The organism is Ahniella affigens (assembly GCF_003015185.1).
Lineage (GTDB): Bacteria > Pseudomonadota > Gammaproteobacteria > Xanthomonadales > Ahniellaceae > Ahniella > Ahniella affigens.
This window is the reverse complement of sequence record NZ_CP027860.1, coordinates 2,885,699-2,911,948: the sequence shown is the minus strand read 5'-3', so window position 1 is coordinate 2,911,948 and position 26,250 is coordinate 2,885,699. Positions and strand designations below refer to the sequence as shown.

Below are 26,250 nucleotides of genomic sequence, written 5' to 3'. Positions count from 1 at the left end.
AATCGCCGCTGGGCGTGTTCAGCGACTGCCTGTCATTAAGCGTCTCGCGAAACTGTGATTCACCACAAGAGGCGGCGATACAGTCGCCAAATCCTGCACAAGCCTCGTACAGTGAGAACCGAGGGCTTTGAAACACCTCGACAGTTCGCAAATTTCGCGGCCAGTTGGGGGAATCTCGCACCGCAAATCGTCGGTGTGAGCGCCCATTGGCGCGACCGAGCCACACCGGAGCCGCTGCGCGGACATTGGTGGTGGTCGGTGCGCGACGCCGGGGTCTGATTTCGAGTAACTCAAGTTTGAGAGCCTCTGAACAAGTTCAGAGGCGATGCGGGCCATGGATGGCCCGCCCAGAATCGAGCACGCTAGTGCTTGATTCTGGAGCAATGAGTCCGGACATGTGCCGGACTCATTGTGGGTCTGAAAGTCCAGGATGGACTTATTCAGACCCTCCTTAGCGCGTTCAGTCGTCACGTAAGCAAAGTCTGAACGTTCACGACGGACTCATTCAGATGCTTTTAATCGGTCACAAAGGATTTGCATGCGGTCTCCAGTTCTGAAGTGCGCACTATTGTCGGCCCTGATTGTTGCCGGATCGGCAACTGCGCAAAATGTCCAAGTCAGCCCAAACCCATCGTCTTATCCGACGTTGAAAGCAGCGTTTGATGCAATCAATGCGGGGGCACATGCCGGCACCGTTCAGATTGAAATTCTGGAAGATACGGTCGAGAACACGACTGCCGTCCTGAATGCGAGTGGTGTCGGAGCAGCGTCGTATGCATCCGTCACGATGGTGCCGGTCGGCGCCAGAACAGTTGCTGGCAACCCAGGCAATGGGCAACCCATGGTTGATCTCAACGGTGCCGACAACGTGACGATCAATGGCATCAACCACGATGGCAACACCCTGACTTTCAGCAACTTCAGTCAGTCCCACACCGTGGGCACCAGCACCATACGGCTGCGAGGCGACATTCGGACTGCAAATCTCAGCAATCTTCGAATTTTCAGCGACGCCACCGTCCCCATGGGCGCCGCTGGTGGGGCGTTGGTGATTAGCGACACCTTGGGTGAAGGGGTCGATTCAGTTCTGATCGACGGCAACCTTATTGGCAGTTCGCAAAATGATTCAACCTTGACGCAAGGATTCTTTTGCACCGGCGCGACGGATTCAGTCGCCGCGGGCAATGCCGCGCTCACCGTCAGTCGAAATCGGTTCGCCAACATCTTCTCGAGCGACGCCGACAGTGCCGCCATTCAGATTGGCAATGGTTGTCATGGGCTTGCCATTACAGACAACGAGATCTATCAGAGCCGAATCCAGCATTTTGGGTCGCCACGTATCGCGCCGACACATTTCGGGATCCGGATTCATGCAACTAGCGTCGCTGCAGCGCCGAATCCCATCTACCTGCTTCGTAACACGATCGGCGGCAGTGGGCCAAATAGCAGTGCGGATATGCGTTTGGTCGACGGCAATGGAAAATTCGTTGGGATCTTCATCGACTCGGGCCCCGACCAGCTCACCGAGTCTCGGGACAATCTGGTTGGCCGGATCCAGCGCCTGAACGCGGACTCGAGTGGTGTCGGTGTGGCGGCGCCGTTCGCGGGCTTGCTGGTGACGCGTTCATACCATGGCAGCTTTAACGACCGGTTTGGCCCCTTTGTATTCGAGACCAATTGGGCGGGCGCTGCGGATGTTGTGGGAATGGGGCTCTATGGCTCTGGCGATCTCTTGGCATTCAATCCCTGGCTGTATGACATCAAGTCGAGATCCCCAAGTGGCCAAACGCAGCTTCGCCTTTATGGGATTCAGTGCGTGCAGGCGCCTGGTGCCCTGTCCGAACTGAACCTGTCGTTCGCGCGGGTGGGCGGCTTGTTGTCGGATTCGCTGGTGGTCGAATCCACTTCGCCGCTGGGCGGACAGGTTTCCGGTGTCTATAGCGAATGTGCGCGATCACTCGTCACCAACAGCACGATTGCCGGGCTGGTTGCTCCGGGCGAGGCCGGGGATGGTGCGGTTTCTGCTGTGCTCGGCCTTTATGTGCGCAACCAAGCAAATGGTCTCGCGAATATTCGCAACAACCAAGTGTCGCACTTGCGTTCGAGCAGCCTTTCCGGCTCGGCAACCGTGCAAGGAATCATGGTCGACAATTCGGCGACTGCGAGCATCAACAGCGTCTCCTTGAACGCGATCTACGGGCTCCAGGCCGATGCGCCGAACGCGATGCTGCAAGGCTTACGCATCAAATCCAGTAGTTCAACCCTCGTCTATGGCAATTCCGTCAAGCTCGGCGAGAACTGGGATGGGTCACCGATTCGAGCCGGTATGGCGATGGGCGGTATTCGGCTGGAAGGAACAGGCACGGCGTCTGTTCTGCATAACAGCGTGCTGCTCACTGGGGAAGGCGTTACCGGATCTGAGGCGACGCGGGCGATCGAGCTTTTGGCACCGACCCAGGCATTGATGCAGAACAACGTGATCGCCAATCAGCGCAGCAACGACACTGGCACCGGCCAGCATGTGGCAGTCTGGTTCGTCGATGGTTACTCCAACCAGCATGACTACAATCTCTACGATGCTAGCGGGGTGGGTGGCGTTCTGATTCGAAGCAGCAACGGCACGGTCAATCAGGACTTTAACGATCTCGCCAGTTGGCAATCGCTTGTGGGCGGGGGGACGCACAATCTCAGCGACGAGCCGGGATTCATGCTGAACAACGTGTTGCATCTGCGGGCTGATTCGGTCGCCCGAAACATTGCCCTGACGCCGATCGGATTGAGCGGACTTGATGCGTTCGATATCGACAATGATCCGCGCCCGGGAACCGACGGGCTGGCGGATCTCGGTGCCGATGAGCACGTGCCCGGGGTTGAGCCAGGTTCACTTTCGGTATCGCGTTCTTCGATCGACTTCGGGACAGTCATAACCGGTGAATATAGCCCGGTACAGTCTCTCGTCTTGGCAAATGATGCACCGGCCATAGCAGAGGGGATCACGGTTCAGTACGACATCGACTTCCAAAACGGGATCACGTTTGGCGATGGGACGACGTGTTCGCCAGGCTCAAGTCTGGCGCCGGGCGACAGCTGCGTGATTGGACTGGTGATGCAATCGGAGACGGCTGCGCCGGTGCAAAGCAGTCTGCGCATCTCTTCGAGCCGAGGCGAGACTGCTTTCGTTTCGTTGACTGGCGAAGTTGTGGCCCCGACGCTGCGCGCAGGGATAGAAAGCCCCCTGTTTGCGCGCGTCTTCAGCACCGTCGCTGCGAGTTTGCAACTCGAGAATCTTGGCGTGCCTGACTATTGGCAGATCGACGCAATCAACAACCTATCTACCCCTTTCAGCCTGATCGGTAACGGAACTTGCGGGCCGCTACCGGTGCAACTTGGTCCGATGCAGGGATGCACTTTGGACCTTCAGTTTGCGCCGAATACGGCGGGTTCTGCGAATTCGTTTGCGTTTGTTCGCGGACGGGCTGGATTTTATGGTGGTCTGCCGTGGGTGTCGCCGGTCATCATTCAAGCGGTCGGTACAACCAACACCTTGGGCGCACTTCCCACGGTGCTGAACTTTGGTAATGTCGAGGTCGGCGCAAGCGCCGAACCCCTGACGGCTTACCTCGGCAACGGCGATTTGGCGGCCCGCAGTGTCGCTGTAGTGACGCCAGTTCAGGCTCCATTTTTCGAGGCTGCGGGCACGACGTGCGCGGCATCGCCGGGCGTGTCGGTCGCGGCGCATGCATCGTGCGTGCAGCGTGTCGGCTTCTCGCCCATTGGGCCGGGTGTGTTCGAACAGACGCTGACGGTGCAGTCCAGTGATGGCGACGCCATGACTGTGCTCCTGCGCGGTACGGGCGTGCCAGCTGGCGTGCTGCATGCGGATGGGTTTGAGTAACACGGCCGACGCCTGCGGCTTCGTGGGTCAGGTTGCCGTGGTAGCGACGCCTACGTGATGTATTGCGCCTGATCTGTCTCACGTCACAGGGATACTCGTGGACACAATCAGAGCCAATTTGGCGACGAATGTCAAAGCGAATGGCGTGCTTATGAGAAAGTGGGCAAACTTCGCGCGCAAGTCCCGCGGAGACGCCAGGGGCGCATCCTCACCTTACTGTCCCAATGGTCCTCATGATTCAACGCTTGTCGTCAGTCCTGATTTTCGGCTTACTTTTTGTCAACGTGGGGCCGGTGCTTGCGCAGAACGTCCGGGTCAGCCCAAACCCGATGCTGTATCCGACCTTGAAGGCTGCGTTTGATGCGGTCAACAACGGGGCGCATCAAGGTGACATTCAAATCGAGATTCTGGCAGACACCACCGAGACGAACTCAGCCGTGCTGAACGCCAGTGGCGTCGGCGCGGCGCAATACGGCAGCGTGGTGGTGCAGCCGATTGGCGTTCGCCGTATCGTCGGTGATCCAGGGGCCGGGTTGCCTTTGATTGATCTGAATGGTGCGGATCAGGTGCAGATTGATGGCAACCAACTCAACAACGGATCGCTGGAGATCAGCAACTCGAATACGAGTAACGTTGCGGGGACCAGCACAATCCGTTTGCGTGGCGAGATTCAAGGTGCGGCGCTTACGGGGCTGACCATTTACAGTCGTGCGACGGTGCCGATGGGCACGCCGGGCGGCGCAGTCATTATCAGCGGCGCGACCGGGCAAGGCATCGACACGGTAACCGCTACCAACAACGTGATTGGCGCGCCGACGACGAACAGCGCGCTACGCCAAGGCTTTTTCTGCCTCGGCTCGGTAACGTCGGCAGAAGCTGGTAATGCCTCAATCACCGTGGGTTCGAACCGCTTTGTGGACGTCTTCGCGCCCGGCGCCAATACAGCGGCCATCTATGTGGGCAATGGCTGCCACACGATGACGATTGGTGGCAATCAGATTCATCAGTCTGTTGTCCGGCAATTCGATACGCTGACCACACCGGTGACGCATCACGGCATCCACGTCGATGTCACGACAGCGGCTGTCAATGCTGGCGCCATCGATGTGGGGGGGAATCGCTTCGGCGCTCGCGATGTGGATACTTCGGACAATGTGTTTTCGGGCGGTAATGCCAAGATCATTGGCATCTTTCTGCGCCTGCCGCCCGACCAGGTGGGGTCAGCGCACTTCAACCAAATCACGCGCTTGCAGCGCACCGGCGCTAATGCATCGGGAATCGGCGACAGCGCGGCCTTCGTCGGTATCAACATCGCCAGCGGGGCGTTTACGGCGAACAACAACGAGATCGGTCCGCTGCTGGTCGAGACCAACACAGGATCGCCAACAGAAGTGACCGCAATCGCCATGCGTGGCCCGGCGGAATTGCTCATCAATGGTCTCGATATTCGCGACATGCGCGTGCGAAGTGTTGGCGGCTTGACCGATTTCCGGCTCCATGGCGTGCTCTGTACCGCCAGCCAAAATGGTGGCGCCCTGCTGCGTATCCGCAACGCTCGGATTGGTGACCGTGAATTCGCCTCCCTGATCAGCGAGTCCGCGTCACCGTTGGGCGGGCGAGTCGTCGGGATTCAGAGCGATTGCCAGAACAACGATATCCAGTCGAACACGATCACGCGCATTTCTGGCCCAAGCTATGGCGGGCCGAATGGCTTGCCCGCGACACAAGGGATCTGGGTTCGGGCGCCAGCCAACGGTAGCGCGCTGGTCATCAAGAACCGCGTGTATGACCTCAGCAATAGCTACAGCGTCGCGGCGCCGATGGTGCAAGGCATTTCGGTTGAGTCTGACGCGACCACGGGGCTCAATGAGGTGTCGCACAATGCTGTGTTTACGCTGCAGGCCCGAGAAGGCGGTCTGGCCAGTTTGCAAGGCATGTCGTTGAAAACGGCGAGTTCGCTGCGCGTTCATGACAACTCGGTTTATCTAGGAAGAAGGCCAGATGCGTCGCAGATCACGGGCGATCTGGCCATGACTGGCGTTCGGATTGAAGGAACCGGTCAGGTTCTATTCCGCCAGAATAGTGTCCTGGTCGAGGGCGGGCCGGGCGGCGGTGGTGTGCCGACAAGTGCCGTGCAAGTGGTGGCGCCGTCGGCGGCGCTTCTAGAAAATAACGTGATCGCGAATGTGCACACTAACGAGCAGGCGGCGACGACTCATGTCGCTTTGTGGTTGGTCGACGGCCATTCCAGCACCCATGACTACAACCTGATCCATGCTGGTGGTAGCGGTGGGGTCGCGGTTCGCCGCAGTACCGGCAACAACCACCAGGACTATCCGGCCCTGGCCAGTTGGCTGGCCGTTGCCGGGGGTGGCACGCACAGTCTGGACGCGAATCCGAGGTTTCAATTGAAGGATGTGTTGCATCTTCGCGGTGACTCGCCCGCACACCATGTCGGCGCCACCAACCTAGACCCGCCTATGCCCTTGGATATTGATGATGATTTCCGTCCAGGAGGCGATGGACTGGTGGATTTGGGGGCCGACGAACTCGGCGGCGGGCAGCCTCAAGGTGATCTCGCTGTGTCGAGCTTCAGATTGCAGTTTGGGACTGTCATGACGGGTGAGCGCAGCAACGTTCAGACGCTTGCCGTCGCGAATGTCGCCCTACCTGGAGCGGCAGTACTGGGCGCCAGCATCGTCTTTGATCAACAAGGCGCCTTCTTCGAACAGAATAGTACTTGTGGCTTCGGAATCGGTCTTGATGCGGGGGAATCTTGCGATCTCCGTGTTCATCTGGAGTCGAACGCGCCGGGGTCCTATCGCGGCTCACTGCGCCTGATCTCCCAAGATGGTCAGACATCCTTTACATCGCTTGAGGGAGATGTGGTGGCCCCAGTACTTAGTGCCGCCACGGCGAATCGTGTGTTCGCGCGTGTGGGTAACACTGTTCCCGTATCGCTGGATTTGGTCAACGGCGGCAGCCCGGCCTGGTGGCGAATCGACAATCTGGTCGGCGTGCTATCGCCATTCACACACATCGGCAACGGCAATTGCGGTGCTTTTCCCGTTACGGTGAGTGGGGCGACCCCTTGCAGCCTGCAAGCGACATTTTTGCCGTTCGGTACGGGTCCGGTGGATGCTATTGCCACGTTGTCTGGAAGTGCAGGCTACCAGGGCGGCGCGCCGATTGACGTGCCCGCCGTATTGCGGGGCTTTGGAACCAGTGGCGGAATTGGTATTTTTCCCAGTGTGGTTGATCTCGGGACGGTGCTGATTGGCAATGCGGCGTACTCCTCAGCTATTGAGGTAGGTAATCCTGACACCGTTGCGCGTACGATCAGTCGTACGACGCCAGTGTTGCCGCCGTTTGCCACCTCGGGCAGCGGCACCTGCGACGCATCGCCAGGTGTCTTGGTTCCGGCGCACGGTGCGTGTGTGCAACGAATCGAGTTTGCGCCCGTGGGTGTTGGGTTCTTCGAGCAGGTGCTGACCTTTCAATCCAGCAATGGTGATAGCCAGACGTTGACGATTCGCGGGACTGGGACTAGTCAAGACGTGTTGCTGGCGGATGGATTCGAAGACTAAGGAGCCTCTGAACAAGTTCAGAGGCGATTCGGGCCATGGATGGCCCGCCCAGAATCAAGCACGCAAGTGCTTGATTTTGGGGCACTGAGTCCGGACACGTGCCGGACTCAGTGCGGGTTTGAAAGTCCAGGATGGACTTATTCAGACCCTCCCTAAACGAATGCCCCGGCGATCAATCCTTGTCCCGAAGCTTTATGCAGCGGGAAATGGCTTGGTGCAACGCCGAAAGACCATCAGTCAGCGCAGCAGGCCCCGGTTGCAAGATGATCGGTGACTTGATCTCGTAAACATGCCCCATGCGAACAGCGCTAATGGCCGGGTAGCCGGGTCTGGCCGCGACCAGTTCAGGCCGGAAGCGCTTGCCGCACCAGGAGCCCAGAATCAACTCCGGGTTGCGGGCAATGATCTCGCTGTCGTCGGGCAGAATGCGGTCCTTCGCCAGGCTCGCTTTGGCACGTTCGGGAAAAATGTCCTGGCCGCCGGCGAGTTCAATGAGTTCTGAGACCCAGCGAATCGCGCTGATTCTCGGTTCATCCCATTCCTCGAAGTAGACGCGCGGCCGCCAGGGCAGGGCGGCGGCTCGGGCCCGGATATGGTCCATCTGCCGATCGATCTCGCCGAGGTAGTGTTCGGCCCTGGCAGCGGCGCCGACCATGGCGCCAAGCCGCAAGATGTAGCCCCGGATCCCCTCGATCGACCGATGGTTGCTGATCCAGACCTCGATGCCGGCCTTGATCAGCGCTTGGGCAATGTCGGCCTGAATGTCCGAAAACCCGATTGCGAGATCGGGTTTCAGGTCGAGGATCCGGTCGATCTTGGCGCTCAGAAAGGCCGAGACCTTGGGCTTTTCCTTGCGGGCCCGGGCTGGGCGGACGGTGAACCCGGAAATCCCAACAATCCGGTCCTGTTCGCCCAGCGCGTACAGGACTTCGGTCGGTTCTTCGGTCAGGCAGACGATGCGTTCGGGGTAAAGGCTCATCCGGCGATGGTGCCTCAGTTGGTGGCCGCTTTGCACGCAGACGCCGAGGGCGGTCGTGTAAGGCTTTGATCACACGCGAAATATGCGAAAGACCGGCCAAATTCGCTATGATCGGGGGTCATTCTTCTGTTTGCCTTGGATGTTCACCATGAAAACCAGCGCCGAGATCCGTAGCGCCTTTCTGAAGTTCTTTGCCAGCAAGGGCCATGAGGTCGTCGCATCGAGCCCCTTGGTGCCGGGCAACGACCCGACCCTGATGTTCACCAACTCGGGCATGGTGCAGTTCAAGGACATGTTCCTGGGCGCCGAGAAGCGCTCGTACACGCGTGCCGCGACGGCCCAGCGCTGCGTGCGCGCCGGCGGCAAACACAACGATCTGGAGAACGTCGGCTACACCGCGCGTCACCACACGTTCTTCGAAATGCTTGGCAACTTCAGTTTCGGCGACTACTTTAAGCGCGATGCGATCCACTATGCGTGGGAATTGCTGACCTCGGTTTACGGTTTGCCGAAAGAAAAACTCTGGGTCACCGTCTATCACACCGATGACGAGGCGTTTGGCATCTGGGAGAAGGAAGTGGGCGTGCCGGCCGAGCGCATTGTGCGCATTGGCGACAACAAGGGCGCGCCGTATGCGTCTGACAACTTCTGGCAGATGGCCGATACCGGCCCTTGCGGCCCGTGCTCCGAAATCTTCTACGATCACGGCGAAGGTGTGTTCGGCGGCCCGCCGGGCTCGGCGGACCAAGACGGCGATCGCTACATCGAAATCTGGAACCTCGTGTTCATGCAGTTCGACCGCTCGGCTGATGGCACGCTGACGCCACTGCCGAAGCCTTGTGTCGATACCGGTATGGGCCTGGAGCGTCTGACGGCGGTGCTGCAGCATGTGCACTCGAATTACCAGATCGATTCGATGCAGGCGCTCGTCAAGGCCGCGGCCAGCGTGACGAACCGCACCGATTTCGACAATCCGTCTTTAAATGTTATTGCCGACCACATCCGCGCGTGCTCGTTCATGATCGTCGATGGCGTGCTGCCGTCGAACGAAGGTCGCGGCTACGTGCTCCGCCGCATCATCCGGCGTGCGCTGCGGCATGGTCACAAGCTTGGTTGCAAAGGCCTGTTCTTCCACAAGCTCGTACGCACGCTCGATGAATTGATGGGTGAGGCGTATCCGGAACTGCGCCAGAAGCGCGCACAGGTTGAGCAAGTGTTGAAGCTCGAAGAGGAGAAGTTCTCCGAGACGCTCGACAAGGGCATGAAAGTATTTGAAGCTGTCACGGCCAGTGGCGCAAAAGAGATCGCTGGTGTTGATGCGTTTCGTCTGTATGACACCTACGGCTTCCCGGTTGACCTGACTGCCGACGTCGCGCGCGAACGCGGGCTGACGGTGGACATGGCCGGCTTCGAACATGCCATGCAGCAGCAGAAGGAGCGTGGCCGCGCGGCATCGCAGTTCGAAGCGCAGCATGTGGTCACCGCCGAAACCGTCAAGGGTTTGCCGGCAACCGAGTTCCTCGGCTACGGCGCGGTCGACGCACAGGGCTGCAAGGTCGTCGGGCTGATCCGTTCGGGCAAGTTGATCGATCAGGTTAACGACGGCGAGAGTGCGTTGGTCGTGCTCGATCGCACGCCGTTTTACGCCGAATCGGGTGGCCAGGTTGGCGACACGGGCTCGCTGGAAAGCGCGCTCGGCACGTTCCGCGTTGACGACACGATCAAGCTCGCCGGTACATTTTTTTCGCACGTGGGTGTGTGGAGCGGACGTACCTTGACGGTCGGCGCGGTGCTTGATGCCAGCGTCGATGCCGCCCGTCGTCAACAGATCATTCTGAACCACTCAGCGACGCACTTGATGCACGCCGCACTCCGCAAAGTGCTCGGCGAACATGTGCAGCAGAAGGGCTCGCTGGTTGCACCTGATCGGTTGCGGTTTGACTTCTCGCACTTCCAGCCGGTGTCGGATGCGGAGTTGCGCCAGATTGAGCGGCTCGTCAACGCCGAGATTCGCGCGAATGCCGAGGCCGAAGTGCATCAGATGGGCATGCAGGAAGCGCTCGACTTTGGCGCGATGGCGTTGTTCGGCGAGAAGTACGGCGAGCGCGTGCGCGTGTTGAAGATGGGCGACTTCTCGACGGAGCTTTGCGGTGGCACGCATGTCAGCCGTACGGGTGACATCGGCCTGTTCAAGATTGTCACCGAAGGCGGTGTGGCGTCCGGTGTGCGTCGTATTGAAGCGTTTACTGGCGCGGGCGCGGAAGCGCTGGTCGAGCACGAGGAAGATCAATTGGCCGAAGTCGCCGCGTTGCTGTCGAGTTCGACCGACGAAGTCACGAGCAAGCTGAAAAAACTGTTCGACAAACAAAGAGAGCTTGAACGCGAACTGGAATCGCTGAAAGCCAAAGCGGCCGGGGCGGCGATTGCCGAACTGGCTGAGAAGCCAACCGAGATTGCTGGCATCAAGGTCATCGCCGCGCGTCTGGATGGCTTGGACAGCAAGGGCCTGCGCGAAGCTGTGGACCAGCTGAAGAACAAGCTGACCGACTGCGCCGTGGTGCTGGCTTCCGGGGCTGAGGGCAAGATCACGTTGATCGCCGGTGCGAGTGGTGCGGCGCTCGGCAAGCTGAAAGCCGGGGAGCTGATCGCGCATGTTGCGGGTCAGATCAATGGCAAGGGCGGTGGTCGCCCCGATATGGCGCAAGGTGGCGGTGAAGACGGTCCGAATGTCGCGTCGGCTTTGGCCAGCGTTGCAACCTTTGCACAATCCAAATTGGGCTGAGCCATGCAGATTCAGAGCAAATTGCCGAACGTTGGTACCACGATCTTTACGGTCATGAGTCAGCTGGCCATGAAGCATCAGGCCGTGAACCTGGGTCAGGGCTTTCCGGATTTCGAAGGGCCGGAAGCCTTGCGGGTCGCACTGAATCGTTACATGCACGAAGGCAAGAACCAGTACGCGCCGATGACGGGCGTGCCGCGTTTGCGCGAGCAGATTGCGCTGAAGACCGCCGCGCTCTATGGCCGGCCGGTCAACGCCGATTCGGAAGTGACGGTGACGAGCGGCGCAACTGAGGCGCTGTACGCAGCGATTGCTGCGATCGTGCGCGCGGGCGATGAGGTCATCGTACTCGACCCATGCTATGACAGCTACGAGCCCGCCATCGAGCTCAATGGCGGCAAGGCCGTCCACGTCGAACTGACGCTCCCGGATTTTTCGGTGGATTGGCAGCGCGTCCATGATGCCTGCACGAGCAAGACGCGTGCGATCATCGTCAACTCGCCGCACAACCCGAGTGGCGCGGTGTTCAGTCGCGCCGACTTGGATGCGCTCGCCGAGATCGCGCGCCGCCATGATTTGATCGTCATTTCGGATGAGGTCTACGAGCACATCGTGTTTGATGGCGTCGATCACCAAAGCGTACTGCGCCATCCTGAATTGGCTGAGCGCAGCTTCGTCATTTCGAGTTTCGGCAAGACGTATCACTGCACTGGTTGGAAGATTGGCTATTGCGTGGCGCCGGCCGCATTGAGTGCCGAATTCCGCAAGGTGCACCAGTATCTGACGTTCTGCACGTTCAATCCGGCGCAATGGGCGCTGGCCGATGTGCTGGAGCAAATGCCGGAGCACTACCGTGAGCTGCCAGCGTTCTATCAGGACAAGCGCGATCAGTTTCGCGCCATGCTGGCCGGGACCCGGTTCAAGTTGCTGCCGGTCGCTGGTGCGTATTTCCAGATCGTCGACTATTCCGACATCAGTGATCAGGACGACAGGGCGTTTTGCGAATGGCTGTGCGCCGAGAAAGGGGTGGCCGCCATTCCGGTCTCGGCGTTCTATCAACGCGCGCCCGAAGCCCGGCTGATCCGGTTCTGCTTTGCAAAAAATGATGTAACGCTCCAGGCGGCAGCCACTCGATTGCAGGGCTTGTAACGCCCGCCCGGAGCGCAGGTTGCGTGGGGCTTTGGCCCCTACGCTGGCGAGGATTGAGCTTGGGCCGTTGTGGCGCATGGCGCTCGGATCGGTCCGGGCTTCTCTGTCGGTGCGCGCTCGCGGATATCCGTCTGCAGACGCAGGCTGTCCCAATTTATGGGATACCTTCGCATGGTTCGGCACATGGACAAATTGCTCAGTTTCGGTTCATCATGTGCGGGTATGTGACAGGGAGCACAAGATGCAAAGCGAGAAACTGCTGAAGGTGGGTGGACTGGTCGCGGCCGGTCTGGCTGGAACTGCGGGTGATGCCGACGCGGCAACGTTCACGGTGACGAATACCAACGATTCCGGCGCGGGCAGTCTGCGTCAGGCGGTCTTGGATGCGGAGGGTGCTGCGGGCGCGGATACGGTTGAGTTCGCGGCCAACGTGACCGGTACCATTACGCTGACTTCCGGTCAGATAGCCATTACTGACGCCGTCACGATCAATGGCCCCGGCGCCGCAGTCCTGAGCGTCAGTGGCAACAACGCCAGTCGTGTGTTCTATCTCTATAACTCGACGCCAGTCGCCGTGGAGATCAATGATCTCCGGATCACGGGCGGCGGCGGCGTGACCTTCGGTGGTGGCATTATCAACTTTGGCCAGGACCTGACCCTCGACGGTGTCGTCATCGAGGGCAATAGTGCGACGGCGGGTGGTGGTGGAATCGCCGCGACCGACATTGTTGGTGGTCAGATGGATATGGTGATTCGCAATAGCCAGATCACCGGCAACACGTCGGGTCGTGATGGCGGCGGCATCTACTTCTACACCTCGGGCCCCACCCTGACGATCGAGAATTCGGTCATTTCCGGCAATACAGCGGTCGATGGCGGTGGCGGTATTTACCTTTATCACCAGACCGGCACGTTTGACCTGACTGACTCAACGATGGCCACGAATGCGGCCACGAATTTTGGCGGTGGCATCTATCTGTATCAGATCGATGGCTCCGGCCTGAATATCAGCCGATCCACCCTGAATGGCAACTCCGGTAGCTATGGCGGCGCGGTGATGAGCATGTTCACGGATACGTCCCAGATCGTGTCGAATTCAACGGTCTCCGGTAACCAGGCCACGGCGGCAGGCGGTGGTTTGTTTGCATACTACACAGGGGCGGCCACGGTCACGCTGGAAAACGCGACGATTGCAGGCAACAGCGCGGCGGTTGGCGGCGGCGTGGCTGTCTATTCTTCTGCGAGTGTTACCGCGACCGATTCCATCATCGCCGATAACACCGCCGCAACCGATGCCGACATTTCCGGAAACTTTGCGCTGACGCGTACGTTGGTTGAAGTTCCGGGTGCCGCAACCATCGTCGACAATGGCGGCAATATCCTGAATCAGGATCCCGTCCTTGGGCCGCTGGCCGACAATGGCGGGCCGACATTCACCCAGGTGCCTGCTTTCGGCAGCCCGGTCGTCGATGCTGGCAACACGGCCTTGGCCGTGGATCAGCGCGGCAACCCGCGTCCATCGGGTGCTGCCGACGATATTGGTGCTGTGGAACTCCAGGCCTCGATCATCAGCCTCAGCACGGCCGCGCAGTCGGTTGCTGAAGAGGCTGGCAACGCTTCGGTCACCGTCCAACGTCCTGCCGGCGACGGCGCCGCTAGCGTTGACTTCAACACGGTCGCGGGAAGCGCGTCGGCCGGCAGCGATTTCACGACAACTAGCGGAACCCTCAACTGGGCTGCTGGTGACATTGCGGACAAGACCATTCTGGTGCCAATCGTTGACGATGCCATTCCGGAAGCTGCCGAGGCGTTCACGCTGACGCTCTCCAATCCAGTCGGCGGCTCCATCGGTGCGGTCGGATCGCAGACGGTGACAATCAACGACACCGACGTCGTGTTGTCCAACGTCGACTTCCTGGCGACAACGACTGCGGTGGGCGAATCGGGCGGCAGCGTTCTCGTCACCCTGCAGCGTACGGGCGATTTCTCAGGCGCTGCGTCCGTGACCGTCACGAGTAGCGACGGCTCAGCGGCCGCTGGTGCCGATTATTCGAGCGTCAACACCGCGGTCAATTGGGCCGCAGGCGATGGCGCACCGAAGACGGTCACCGTGCCGATTCTGCCGGATCTGCTCGTTGAGGGGCCGGAAGACTTCACGTTGACGGTGTCGGCGCCCGTGGGTGCCGCTTTGGGCACGAATCAAAGCAATGTTGTCACGATCACGGATGACGACTTCACGCCGGTTCCGGTCAATAGTCCTTGGGCATTGCTAGCGGGCGTGTTGGGTATGCTAGGACTGGGGGCGCTGGTTCGTAAGCGTCGGAGCAACGCGACGCCGATGCTCGGCGCAGCCTTGGTGCTTGGCGTTGCGGGTCTCTTTACGGCGCCGAGCAGTGAAGCCGCCAATTTGGAACGGCACAAAGTCGCGGGCGTCGTTGCCACGGCTCGGGTTGAGGCCAATCAAGCGACCGTCAGCTTGGCCAGTGGTGAGTCGATTACCGTCGATGCGAGCAAAGTGGAGGTCGTCGACCGTCGTGGCCTTCGCGGGTTCGGCACCGAGCGCGCCTTGGCCGACGTGCCAGCAGGCGCGGCCATTGTGCTGAAGTCGGTCAAACGGGCGGACGGCAGCTACCGAAAAGTTCGTGTGGTGCTGTTCGCAGATTTGGCTGCGGCACAGGCTGCTGCCGCGAAGTAATTCGGGGCGATCGCAGCAGTCTCGCGGTTGGGTAAAACGGAGCAGGGCTCGAATCGACCGATTCGGGCCCTGTTTCGTTACGGCACGTGCAATCCGGCTGCCGTGCCAATCTGATCAGGGTGGACTAGAGCGCTCAAGTGACCGCTGCGCGCGGGTATTCGGGCGCTCGGCAAAGAGCTTGACGGCACGATCGGCCTGGGCGGCAACGAGTGGTGCGAGCGCCGCGATGCGCTCGCCGTAGCCCTGCCAGTTGGCCAAGGCTGGCGATTGCTCGCCGACACGAGCCAACACGGGTGACGTGGCCGGTGTCGGCAATCCGAGCACACGCGTAAGCCGCAGGCGCTCGCCCTGGCCATCGCTCAGCAGACGGTCGAACGACGCAATGGCCCATCGCTCAGCAGGCAGCGCAGCCAAGGCGTTGAGGGCCCACTGGGTGCTGATGACCCACTGCCAGGCGACGATTTGATCAACCGGCCAATGCGCGACGCTGGACCAGTTTTGCGGCAAATTCAGGCACCAGGGCTGATGACTGCCACAGTGAACCCCGCTCGGGTGCACATAGCGCTGCGCGTCCCATGCGTTCAACATACGCGCCAGGTGTTCGCGCACGTCTCGGTACAAGAATAAAAAGCGCGCCCGCGGGAAAACTGTTGCGATGACATCCACGTTCAAGGCGATGGCTGGATGGGTTTCGATACGGGCGCCCTGTTGCGTCGCTAGTCCCTGCCGAACCGTCGCTGCGGCGTCATCCGAAATGTGCAGCCGGTCGGAATCGCGCGCCCACTCCGGGCCCGACGCCTGGATCAGGCGCAGCATCCGAGCCTGCCCGTGTTGCCCGAGCCACGCGGCAACGCGGCCGGCGCCGGAAAGCGGCGCGCCAATGACGAATACCGGGTGTGTCGAAGTCTGCGAAATAACCATCACCGTCAAGGAATTAGCGCAACCGAATTGTATCCCTATGGATTGTTGACCGGACAGGCATCCAGCGGTGGGTCGGGCCAGCCCGGCATGGTCGTGTACGCGTTGGCGTCCGCTTGGCACCAGGTGCAGCGTCCTAAGTTCGAGCTTTAACTCGACGCTTTCGTGATGAGTTCAAAGGGCAGTTCCGGCCCCCGCCGCGCCGAATTTCCGGCCGAATGTTCAGAACGTCTTGATTCGCCTACAATATCCGCATGCTAGATCGTCGACGCCCCATGAATATTGTAATCAAGACCCCTGCCGAGGTCGCGCGCATGCGCGAGGCGGGCCGCCTGGCTTCGGAAGTGTTGGACATGATCGGCGAGCACGTGCGCGCCGGCGTCAGCACCGAAGAGCTCGATGCGATCTGTCATGACTATATTGTCACAGTACAGAAAACCATCCCGGCCAATCTTGGCTACCGAGGCTTTCCCAAAACCATCTGCACGTCGGTCAATCACGTGATCTGCCACGGCATCCCGAGCGCCAGCAAGGTGCTGAAGGATGGCGACATCATCAATATCGATGTCACGGTTATCAAGGATGGCTGGCATGGCGATACCAGCCGCATGTACGTGGTGGGTGAGCCCAATGTGCTCGCCAAGCGTCTGGTCGAGGTGACGTATGAGGCCATGTGGCGGGGTATTCACATGGTCCGTCCAGGGGCAACGCTCGGCGACATTGGTCATGCGATCCAGAAATTTGCCGAAGGCGAGCGCTTCTCCGTGGTGCGCGAGTATTGTGGCCACGGCATCGGTCAGGTCTATCACGAAGACCCGCAAGTGCTGCATTACGGCAGCCCAGGGACTGGTCCGGTATTGAAAGAGGGCATGACGTTCACGATCGAGCCGATGATCAACGCCGGCAAGAAAGAGACCCGCCTGTTGCCCGATGGCTGGACGGTGGTGACCCGCGACAAATCGTTGTCGGCACAGTGGGAGCACACCATTGCGGTGACTGATTCTGGCTTCGAAGTGCTGACCCTGAGCGCCAACGAGCGCGCATCCGGATGACCATGAGAGGAGCCCGATGACTGAAACTGAGGCTCCTTTCTCCAGTTCCAAATTGCGCGAGCAGTTGATGCGCAATGTGTTCGAGACCGAAACCCACTTTGCTCTGGGCGGGCCAGTCGCCGAGTTGATCGAAGAGCGTACCCGCACCGTTGACCGGGTGGTGATCGCGGCGTTCGAGCACACGTTCACTGGGATTCATGACGTTGCGCTCGTTGCGACAGGTGGTTTCGGTCGGCGCGAGTTGTTGCCGCAGTCCGATATCGACGTACTGTTGATTGTTCCAGAACCGATGCGCCCAGAGGTCAATCGGGCTTTGGAAGCGTTGCTATCGCAGTTCTGGAACTTAGGCTTGCAAGCCAGTCACATCGTGCGCAGCCACCGAGCCTGTCTGGAAGAGGCCGAGCGCGATCTGACCTCGGCCACAGCACTGTTCGAGGCGCGCTATCTGACCGGCGACCGTGATGCCTTCGAGCGGTTGATCGTCGCGCTGGAACACCCGGATCTTTGGCCGGCGCCGCGTTTCATGCAGGCCAAGCTCGATGAGCAACGCGAGCGGCACGCCCGTTTCAATGACACCGCATTCAATCTGGAACCAAACATCAAGGAAGGCCCAGGCGGCTTGCGCGACTTGCACGCATTGCAATGGGTGATCAAGCGCGCATTTGGCACGGAAGCAATCGAGTCCTGGGCGGATTTGCGGTTGTGCACCCAAGAAGAACTGCAAGCCTTACTGAAGGCGCGCGACGTGCTGTGGCAGGTGCGATTCGGTTTGCACCGGTTGCTCAAACGGCGCGAAGAACGCCTGCTGTTTGATCATCAGCGTGAGTTGGCCGCGCAGTTCGGGTTTCAGGATGCGAATCCCAAACTCGCAGTCGAGCGCTTCATGCAAGGGTTTTACCGCGCGTCTGCCGCTGTGCAGCGTTTGAGCCGGCGCGTCTGGGAGCGAGTGCAGGCGCGGGTTTTGCCGAGTCAGGCCGACCAGCGTGAGCTTGAACACGGATTCTTTGTCCGCGAAGGCCGTCTCGATCACGTCGAGCCGCAAAGCTTGGCGGCCAATCTGGACCGGCTGATTCAATGCCTCAGGCTACTCGCGCAAGCCAATGAGAAGCTGCGACCGGCCGCCGCGTTGGCAGGACCAATGAGCAGCCTGTGCCAGCAACTCTCAGCCGAGCAGATTGCGAGTCTGCGCACCTCTTTGCCGAATCTGCTGCGCGAGCCGGGCGAGGTGATGAACGTGGTCGAAGCGCTTGCTGATATCGGCTTGCTCGGGCGCCTCGTGCCGGCGTTCGATCAAGTCAGCGGCCGTATGCAATACGACATGTTTCATGCCTACACGGTCGATCAGCACACCTTGTTTGTCATGCATAACCTGGCACGCTTCAATCGCGAGTCGACGCAGAAAACGTATCCGCTCGCCTATGAAGTCAGAAAACGCATCCGAAAGCCCGAGTTGCTGTTGCTGGCCGGCTTGTTTCATGACATTGCCAAGGGCAAGGGTGGTGATCACTCGGAGCTTGGCGAGGTCGAGGCGCGCCAGTTTGGCGCACAGGCGGGCCTCAGTCAGACCGACACCGATCTGATCAGTTGGCTGGTGCGCGAACATCTGACCATGTCGGTGACGGCGCAGAAGCAGGATATTGGCGATCCACAAGTGGTGCATCGGTTCGCGAGTGTGGTTCGTGATTGGGAACGTCTGGACTATTTGTACTTGTTGACCGTGGCCGATATCTCGGGCACCAACCCAAAACTCTGGAATGGCTGGAAGGAGCGGCTGCTCGGCGATCTGTATCAAACTACGCGCTATGCGTTGCGGCGTGGGTTGGAGCATCCGGTTCATGAATCGGAGCGTATTCGCGATGTGCAGCGCATGGCGCTGGAACTGCTGGCCCAATCCGGCATCCAGGCGAATGCCGCCGAAGCTTTGTGGGCGGAGTACCCGGCCGAGTCATTTCTGCGGTTCAGCCCCACACAGATTGCGTGGCAGACGGCTGCGGTGCTGAAGCATGCTGGCCGCGCCGAGCCATTGACTGCGGTGCGCTCGCCGACCGAGCACGGCACGACTGAGGTGTTTGTCTATTCAGCCGACCGTGACGGTGTGTTTGCGACGATCACTGCGGTGCTGGACCGTTTGCAATTGTCCGTGCTCGAAGCGCGCATTGTCAGCTCCAAGCTCGGGCATGTGCTCGATACGTTCCAGGTGCTCGACGCCGAGCACAAGCCGCTGATCGACCCAGAACGAATCGAAGACCTCGGGGCGCGGCTCAGCGATGAACTCGGCAAACCAGAGCTCAGTCTGACGCCGGCGCGACGCGCCTGGACCCGGCAACAAAAGCACTTCCAATTGGCGCTGAAACTCGACTTCAGCGACGATGAAGCGGCCGGCCGCACGGAAATGGGCTTGGTGTGTTCGGATCGGCCCGGTTTGCTTGCGCAGATTGCTCAGGTGTTCCGGGCGGTGGGTTTGGCCGTGCATGATGCCCGCATCGCCACGTTTGGCGAACGCGTCGAAGATATCTTCTTGCTGTCCACGCTCGACGGCAAACCGCTGAGCCTGGAGCAACGCGACGCGCTGTCACGCACCCTGGCCCACGAACTGAATCCGTTTGCGCGCAATCGGCGCTGAGGCGCCTCTGAACAAGTTCAGGGGCTCGACGGGTCTGAATTTCCAAGATGGACTGATTCAGATCCGCTCATCAAACACGCCGTAACACATTAGGTTTTGCTAACCCATAAACTGCGGCCGGTGACGATTCTGACCGCAAGTAACCCCCTCCCGAGCCCTCCCCGCGATCGCGGGGGAGGGAGTGCTCCCGCTCCCACGCGAGTGGGAGCGGGCTGGGGAGAGGGCTACTTGCCACACTGTGCCGTCGTGAAAATCGCGCATCGTCGCTGACAGTCTGATGCGCGAATCAGCGCACCAAAGGGGCGGCTGGACTCCCTAAGCACTATTCAAAACTGTCGCCAAACAGGTTCGGCAGCACCAGATTCTGCGGTTGCAGGCACCACAGGATGAACTGGCCGTTACTGCTACCGATATTGGATACCGAAATGCGCCAGTCGCCGGCCAGGTTGCCCTGGTCAAACGCGGTCAGCGCCTGAGTCGGGACGGTCCGCGCGCCAAGGGTCGTGTTATTGCAGGGGGCGGTCGTGCCGGCGTCGTCGAAAATGGTGTTGATCGCGTTGCTGGCACTGCAGCCGGTCTCCAGCAATCGGACCGTCAGGTTGTCGCTCATGCGGGTCACGTCGACTCGGACATTGGTTGCCGGAACATTGTTCTCGACGAATCGAATATCCAGATTCTGGACGACACCGGCAACGCCGGCGGGCACGGTGATGGTGTCGGTCACCGTGGCGCCGTTGCTCAGGGCCGTGTTGACCGTCTTGCAGAAGTTCGCGACGGTCGTAAACGAGCGCACGCTGCTGTTGGTGCCCTCGCCACAGGTATTGCGGCCACGCACGCGCCAAAAGTAGGTGGTGTTGCCGGCCAGCAGATCCGTGTCGAGAAACGTGCTCGAAGTGATCCGACTCATGGTGAGGGGTGGCGTGAATGTGTTGTCGGTATCGACATCCACGACGTAGTCATCGACGCCCGGAACAGCGTCCCATTGCAGACGGACAATGCTGGGCTGGCTCGTGGCTGCGTTGGCGGGTGCAGTGAGGCTGGCGGCAGTGGTGGGTTGATCGACATCGATCTGGAAGTTGAGCACGTTGCTGAGCACACCTTCGGTCCCTTGCAGACTAGCGGCATAGAGACCCGGGCTCGTGCCGGCCGCAACACTGATATTGGCTGTCACGGCACCACTTGGGCGAATACTGGTTGGTGTGACATTGGCGCTGATGCCCGCGGGCAGATTGGTGAATCCGAGCGCGACATCCCGCCAATATCCGTTCTGACTATTGACCTGCACACTCTGTGGCGGCAGGGCGGTGGTGCTGACGTTGCAGACCTTGAACACGTTGCTTGGGCCACTGAATGCAAAGTTCGGCGCGCCGCAGGAATCATGCTTGAATGCACCAATGCGGGTACCCCAGGTGCTGTCGTCCATGTAGGCGCCCGTGAACCAGAAGCGACAGCCATCCGGGTCGAGACTCAGATCGAAGTAGTCGCCCCAGCGTTCGGTGGTGCCAGTGAATGACTGCGCCGCGACCCCCGTTGCCAACGTGGTTTCGGCAAACGTCATCGTCTGCGCCGGGTCGCCCCGCAGCCGTCCCGTGTAGCGGAGACTCGGGAACAGATTGCTCGATTCGCCGACCGCTGAGTAGGCGAGGCCGAGATTGCCCGCATTGTCGACATTCAGCGCCGCCATGAACCGGGAAACACCGTCGTTTAGGCTGAAGTTGCCCTGGTCTGCGAGCACCCAGTTTGAGGCGGCGCCGCCAATGCGTTCCAGTTCGATCCACGTCGCACCAAACAGGGCCCCGAGTTGCGGATCGCCATAGCCCTGAAATGCCCCTGCCGGTTGATTGGTTGCAATCGTGATTACTTCGCGGTCGCCCAGATTGCGATACGTGCTGCGGTGCATGCCCGTGCCGCTGAACGATGCCAACTGCACGCCACCAGGTTGGGAGGGAAAGCGGTTGGCCGCGAATTGCATATCGAGCACGCGGATCGTCGTTGGGCCGCCGAAGACGCTGGCATTCGGGTTCGCAAAGTTTGGCGTGACGGTGTACAGCTGCAGCCGATCCTCGACGAAATCGATCTCGGCCGGCTCGCCAAAAAACTGCGACTCCTCGTCGATCAGCACCATGAACATCAGCGGTGTGTCGGCTTTAGGCAGATTGTGGCCTTTGAAGCCAACCGGCACAACGGGCGTGAACGGTCGCGAGCCGTTCGAGTAGCGCGCGCTCTCAAAGACCTGGGCGGTGGCGGGCAGGCCGGCGAGCATGGCGGCGCGATCCAAAACGGCAAACCGGGTGCGCCAGTTCGTGGTGCTGGCGTCGACGAATTCGTTATTGGTGACCAGGGCGTAAGCGCTGTCCCAGACCGCGAGCTTTGGGTAGTCCGGGAAGAACGAGAAATCGAACGCGTACTGGGTCCAACTCGTGTTAATGGGATCACTGCCCCCGCTCACATGTAGACACACGCGATTGGCCGACATGATCAAGTGGGCAAGGACCCAGCGGTTTGCCAACTGGTCATAAATCACTTGTGGATCCGAGTCGGTCCCGGAGCAATTCCCGCTACTGAGACTGGACAACGCAATGGGACCGGCAATCTGGGCACCCGTCACCTTGTCGAAAACTGCGAACACGCTGCTGGATGCGCCATTGACGGCCTGGACATAGTGGTTCGGGCCCGCATCACCCGTGGGATCAGCCGGAACCGTGCCCGTATAGTTGATGCCGTTGACGACTGGGCTGGGCTGCCCAAACGCCAGGGGCGACCGGAAGGCCTGTGCTTTGCCCGGAGCCTGGAACCCCGGGATGGCATCGAGCAGGCCGCCGCGAGTCCAGGCTGAGAATTGGCGCGATTCGAGGTCGTGCTCCTGGTCTTCCTCCTGATCCTTGGGGTGTGCCATCGGAACCCCGAGATGCGCCTTGGGCAGACCGCGAAGGTCCAAATGCCGCACGGTCGGGCCGTCCGCTACCACGACCTCGCTCGGCCCCTTGCGACGCGTCGCTTGGTCGGAATCGGGCGGCTCAGCGGCGCAAACGGTGCCGGCCACCAGCAGCGTGGCGGCCAGCGCAGCGGATTTCGCGATGCGCGGCCAGAGTGATGCCAACGCGGCATGATTCGGGATTCGGGCGAGCCGGTGGGATGTTCTGGGAGTCATGCGCGCGCTTCCGAGTTTCTTGTCTGGACTCCAGTCTAAGCAGTGCCTGGACCAAAAAAGAGTGCAAAATCAGCCGTTTGCGAGAAATGCAACACAGGGGCAAAGGCCTGCACCATGGCGGCAAGTGCTTGCGTTGGCGGGCCTACGTTGGATAGCGTCAGCAGATGAATCTTCGACGCAAACTGGCAGAAGCCGGATTCGAATCCAATGACGACTACGAATTTCAGGTGCAGAGCCTGTTCGCGGTCGAGCTCGCGCATCTGCGCTGTCTGAACGTGGCCGGTGACTCTGGCCGGCGCAAGACCGCATTTGCGAATGCGCTGGCGCAGGCGCTGGCGTACCCGCGAGTGGTCTACCACGACTTCTCGGTGCCGGAGCCGGTGGCGCCGACTGTGATCGTCACGCAGCTCGACGACGAGGACGGCGGCCAGATGGTCGAGCCGAATCTCAGTGCGCTGGAGAAGTCGGTGCTCGAAGCCTGCGCCTTCAGCGAGGCCGAGCGCACGATTCTGATCCTGGACCAATTGCAGGCTGCGGATTTCCGCGATCAGGTCCGCCTGTTCGAGTTCATCAAGAAGCAGCTTTGGGTTGGCACATTTGGCAGCGTGCGTGCGCATTCGCGCAACTTCTTGCTGGTGCTGATCTCGAATGATCCGCTGTACCACTCACTGGCTCGGGTCAGCTACCGAATCTGGGCCGATGCGGGTTCCGGAGCCTTTGCGTATCGGCCCGAGGACTTTCGAATGGGGCAGGATGCGCGCGAGTTGTTTGTGGCGTTCGGGCAGTTGTTCGAGGTGCTCGGGAGCACGCCTACCGTCAGTGAATTCGAGAAAATTCTGAAAGACGCGCTGGCCAATGTCCGGACCGAGGAACACCTGCGCCATTGCGTGTTCGGCTGGATGGAGTACGTCGACCGTGATCGCCTGTTTGCGGCGGCCACCGCGCCGGCGCTGACTGATACCGTGCGCGCGCTCAATAGTCTCGTTGGTATTGACGAGATCGTCGGAAGTTGAGCCCATAATTTGCGACAATGCTGGATTGACCTCAAGAATGGGTTGCAGCGAACCTGCAGCCACCACAAGCTGCCATGTCCCTAAGTGCTTTCTATTGCCCGCCACCGATCCGCCACCGCCGTCCGCTAACGGCCCGCGACTACGCGCGCCGCGACTTTGCCATTGAACTGTTTGATCGAGGCGACTATCCGTCGGCGATCACCGAGATCTTTACCCACGCGATGCCGGAGGTGCTGGCGGACAAGCCGTTCGCGCTGCCGTTCAGTTTTGCCCAAGGCAGTGCGCTGTTCGACGTCCGGATCGAGGGCAACGACCTCTTGATCACCACTGTCCTGGCGGAACTGGTAGACGGCGCCAACGCCACGGCGCTGCTGCGGTTTGCGCTGTCGCGTCTCGCGGGGTCAGGCCAAGTCTGGCAGCCGCGTTTGAAGGCCAAGGTTTTGCGCCTTGAGTTCCGCGAAGCGCTGGCCGACCTGCATCCGCTAAAGCTTTTGGAAGTGTTGCTCAAACTGCCCGCCGACGCCAGCCAGCACGATCAGTGGCTGGCTGAGGAGTTTCAGGTGGCCCGTCCCGGCGCCGCGCCACTGCGCGCACTCAGTAGCGACGAGGCGGCGGCGGCGTTGAAGTTCTGGCAGCAACACTGGCGCGACATGGAGATCTTGCACAACGAAGTCCGGCGCCGACGGTCGGTCCGCATGTTGGATTTCGTGGGCTCGCTGGCGAGCCATCTGGTCCGGGTGGTGTTGCCGCTGCACGGATCGTTGCGCATTACGCTGGACGAGCAGGCCGACGAGATTTCGGATCGGGATGAGTCGGTCAGCAAGCGCGACTCGGCAATGGCCAAATTGATTCGCAGCATGCAGGCCGTCGATGAGGCCAGACTCCTGGCGAGCCTCGGCCATGGTGACTACGCGATCAATCCGCTGCGTGAAGGGTCGCCGTCGTCGATTCACTCGCTCTATGGCGCTGGCGAGCGCATGCAGACCATCCACGAGCATCGCGCCAATGGCCGCCTGCTGGAAGCCGGATTGGAGCTGGTGGCCTATGCGAGCTACCTGCTGGGCAGCTTCTCCTGGCCAGAGCCAGTGGAGCAGGCGTTGCTGCAGTTTCTGGCGAGCGCCCACGAGAAGCCCATTCGCGAGGTGCTTGATTCGTTATTGAAGCAGGCCGAGCAATTGGCCAACGAGTTTGGCAAGCACGGTGTGCAGACCCCGTCCGAAGAAGAGCCCGCCGAGACCATGCCATGAGCCGACGTATGCCAAACAAGATCGAATCATTAGGCGTCTATCAGGTCTACACTGGTACCGGCACGGGCAGCGGCTGGCTGATCGACGAGCGCCATCTGCTGACCAACTGCCATGTGGTGCAGCCGTTTCGCGATGTCGCCATCGAGCTTCGGAACCGCACGCGCATTCGGGCGACTGTGCGAAGGCTGCATCCGTATCGCGACCTCGCCATTGTCGAATTGAGCGAGCCGCTGGACGGCACGGTTTTGGCGCTTGGTGACGACAGCAAGTTGAAGCCCAAGCAGTCTGTGCACATTCTCGGGTTTCCGATTGGACTGCCGTTGTCGGTGACCGAGGGCGTGATTTCGCATCCGCATCAACGCTTCGACAATCAGTACTACGTGCAGACGGATGCGGCAATCAATCCGGGCAACTCGGGCGGACCCATTCTGGATGACGAGCGGCGCATCATCGCCGTCACCACCTGCAAACTCGATGCCGATTCGGTGGGCTTCGGGATTCCGGTCAATGATGTCCGCAAGTTCATCGGTGAGTTCCGCGAGCAATCCGTGCCGTTTGGCGTGCAGTGCCCGGTCTGCGAGGTCCTGATCACCAAGGCGCAGCGCTATTGTCAGCAGTGCGGCAGCAATCTGGAAACCCAGCATCATTTCGCCGACTACTTCTCCGATGTCGAAACCGACCCGCTGGCCCATTTCGTCGAGACCGCCTTGACCCGCGCCGGCATCGATCCGGTGATCGCGAGGCACGGCCATCAGAACTGGTCCTGTCACGCGGGCACCGCGCCCATCAAGGCCTGGTGTTGCTGCAGCGAACATCTGAATTTTTCGTCGCCGATGGTAGAGACCCCGACGCGCGGCGTGGATGAGTTGTTCGGGTACCTGCTTGATGAAGAGCACGCGCCGTTCTCGTTTGATCTCGACGGCTCCATTGTCCGCATGAACTGCGTGATTCATACGACCGACGTGTTCAGCACCCGCGATCGTGAGCACCTGATCGAACGCGTCGGCGAGTTCATTCGGCGTGCCGACAAAGTCGATGGGCATCTCGTGAACCATTTCGGGTGTGTGCCCGCACCGGATTCGCAGATGCAATCCGGGCACTGACACCTAGCCCGCAGGGCAGACCCCTGTGTCTGCCCAGGCGCCTCGATACCCCAACC

At 60.4% G+C, this 26,250-nt stretch carries 13 protein-coding genes; 10 read left to right on the top strand and 3 right to left on the bottom strand.

Features of this window, described 5'->3' with window-relative positions; all coding sequences use genetic code 11:
- Positions 1 to 538 precede the first annotated feature (538 nt).
- Complete coding sequence (locus tag C7S18_RS11160; RefSeq protein WP_106891640.1) at positions 539 to 3,895, top strand: hypothetical protein; 3,357 nt, start codon at positions 539 to 541, stop codon at positions 3,893 to 3,895.
- A gap of 233 nt (positions 3,896 to 4,128) precedes the next feature.
- Positions 4,129 to 7,482, top strand: coding sequence for a hypothetical protein (locus C7S18_RS11155; protein ID WP_146151883.1), 3,354 nt, complete (start codon positions 4,129 to 4,131; stop codon positions 7,480 to 7,482).
- A 172-nt stretch (positions 7,483 to 7,654) separates the two neighbouring features.
- Here C7S18_RS11155 and C7S18_RS11150 read toward each other — a convergent pair whose 3' ends face one another.
- Positions 7,655 to 8,461: a cobalamin-binding protein gene (locus C7S18_RS11150; RefSeq protein WP_106891638.1), complete on the bottom strand. Its 807-nt coding sequence runs from the start codon at positions 8,459 to 8,461 to the stop codon at positions 7,655 to 7,657.
- A 148-nt stretch (positions 8,462 to 8,609) separates the two neighbouring features.
- On the opposite strand from C7S18_RS11150, the gene alaS reads away from it, so the two are divergent.
- The 3 genes from alaS (at position 8,610) to C7S18_RS11135 (ending at position 15,087) form a co-directional block, all read left to right on the top strand.
- The gene (alaS, locus tag C7S18_RS11145) at positions 8,610 to 11,243 is read left to right on the top strand and encodes an alanine--tRNA ligase (protein ID WP_106894000.1); all 2,634 of its coding nucleotides are present in this window, start codon (positions 8,610 to 8,612) and stop codon (positions 11,241 to 11,243) included.
- A gap of 3 nt (positions 11,244 to 11,246) precedes the next feature.
- Positions 11,247 to 12,392 (top strand): pyridoxal phosphate-dependent aminotransferase, encoded by a 1,146-nt coding sequence (locus C7S18_RS11140; RefSeq protein ID WP_106891637.1) that lies wholly within the window; start codon positions 11,247 to 11,249, stop codon positions 12,390 to 12,392.
- A gap of 241 nt (positions 12,393 to 12,633) precedes the next feature.
- Positions 12,634 to 15,087, top strand: coding sequence for a Calx-beta domain-containing protein (locus C7S18_RS11135; RefSeq protein ID WP_170113227.1), 2,454 nt, complete (start codon positions 12,634 to 12,636; stop codon positions 15,085 to 15,087).
- 114 nt (positions 15,088 to 15,201) lie between these two features.
- Here C7S18_RS11135 and C7S18_RS11130 read toward each other — a convergent pair whose 3' ends face one another.
- Complete coding sequence (locus C7S18_RS11130; protein WP_146151881.1) at positions 15,202 to 16,017, bottom strand: sulfotransferase family protein; 816 nt, start codon at positions 16,015 to 16,017, stop codon at positions 15,202 to 15,204.
- 263 nt (positions 16,018 to 16,280) lie between these two features.
- On the opposite strand from C7S18_RS11130, the gene map reads away from it, so the two are divergent.
- Positions 16,281 to 17,057: a type I methionyl aminopeptidase gene (map, locus tag C7S18_RS11125; RefSeq protein ID WP_106891634.1), complete on the top strand. Its 777-nt coding sequence runs from the start codon at positions 16,281 to 16,283 to the stop codon at positions 17,055 to 17,057.
- Between the two features lie 16 nt (positions 17,058 to 17,073).
- A complete protein-coding gene (gene glnD, locus C7S18_RS11120; RefSeq protein ID WP_106891633.1) occupies positions 17,074 to 19,680 on the top strand; it encodes a [protein-PII] uridylyltransferase in 2,607 nt (868 codons plus the stop codon).
- Positions 19,681 to 20,002: 322 nt separating this feature from the next.
- Here glnD and C7S18_RS11115 read toward each other — a convergent pair whose 3' ends face one another.
- On the bottom strand, positions 20,003 to 22,831 hold the full coding sequence (locus C7S18_RS11115) for a fibronectin type III domain-containing protein (protein ID WP_146151880.1): 2,829 nt from the start codon (positions 22,829 to 22,831) through the stop codon (positions 20,003 to 20,005).
- 164 nt (positions 22,832 to 22,995) lie between these two features.
- On the opposite strand from C7S18_RS11115, the gene C7S18_RS11110 reads away from it, so the two are divergent.
- The 3 genes from C7S18_RS11110 to C7S18_RS11100 all read left to right on the top strand — a co-directional run bounded on the left by C7S18_RS11110 (position 22,996) and on the right by C7S18_RS11100 (position 26,194).
- Positions 22,996 to 23,844 carry a P-loop NTPase family protein gene (locus C7S18_RS11110; RefSeq protein ID WP_106891631.1) on the top strand — a complete coding sequence of 283 codons (849 nt, stop codon included), beginning with the start codon at positions 22,996 to 22,998 and terminating at the stop codon, positions 23,842 to 23,844.
- A 74-nt stretch (positions 23,845 to 23,918) separates the two neighbouring features.
- Positions 23,919 to 25,091: a hypothetical protein gene (locus C7S18_RS11105; RefSeq protein ID WP_106891630.1), complete on the top strand. Its 1,173-nt coding sequence runs from the start codon at positions 23,919 to 23,921 to the stop codon at positions 25,089 to 25,091.
- Positions 25,088 to 26,194 carry a S1C family serine protease gene (locus C7S18_RS11100; protein ID WP_106891629.1) on the top strand — a complete coding sequence of 369 codons (1,107 nt, stop codon included), beginning with the start codon at positions 25,088 to 25,090 and terminating at the stop codon, positions 26,192 to 26,194. The genes C7S18_RS11105 and C7S18_RS11100 overlap by 4 nt, the downstream gene beginning before the upstream one ends.
- Positions 26,195 to 26,250 lie beyond the last annotated feature (56 nt).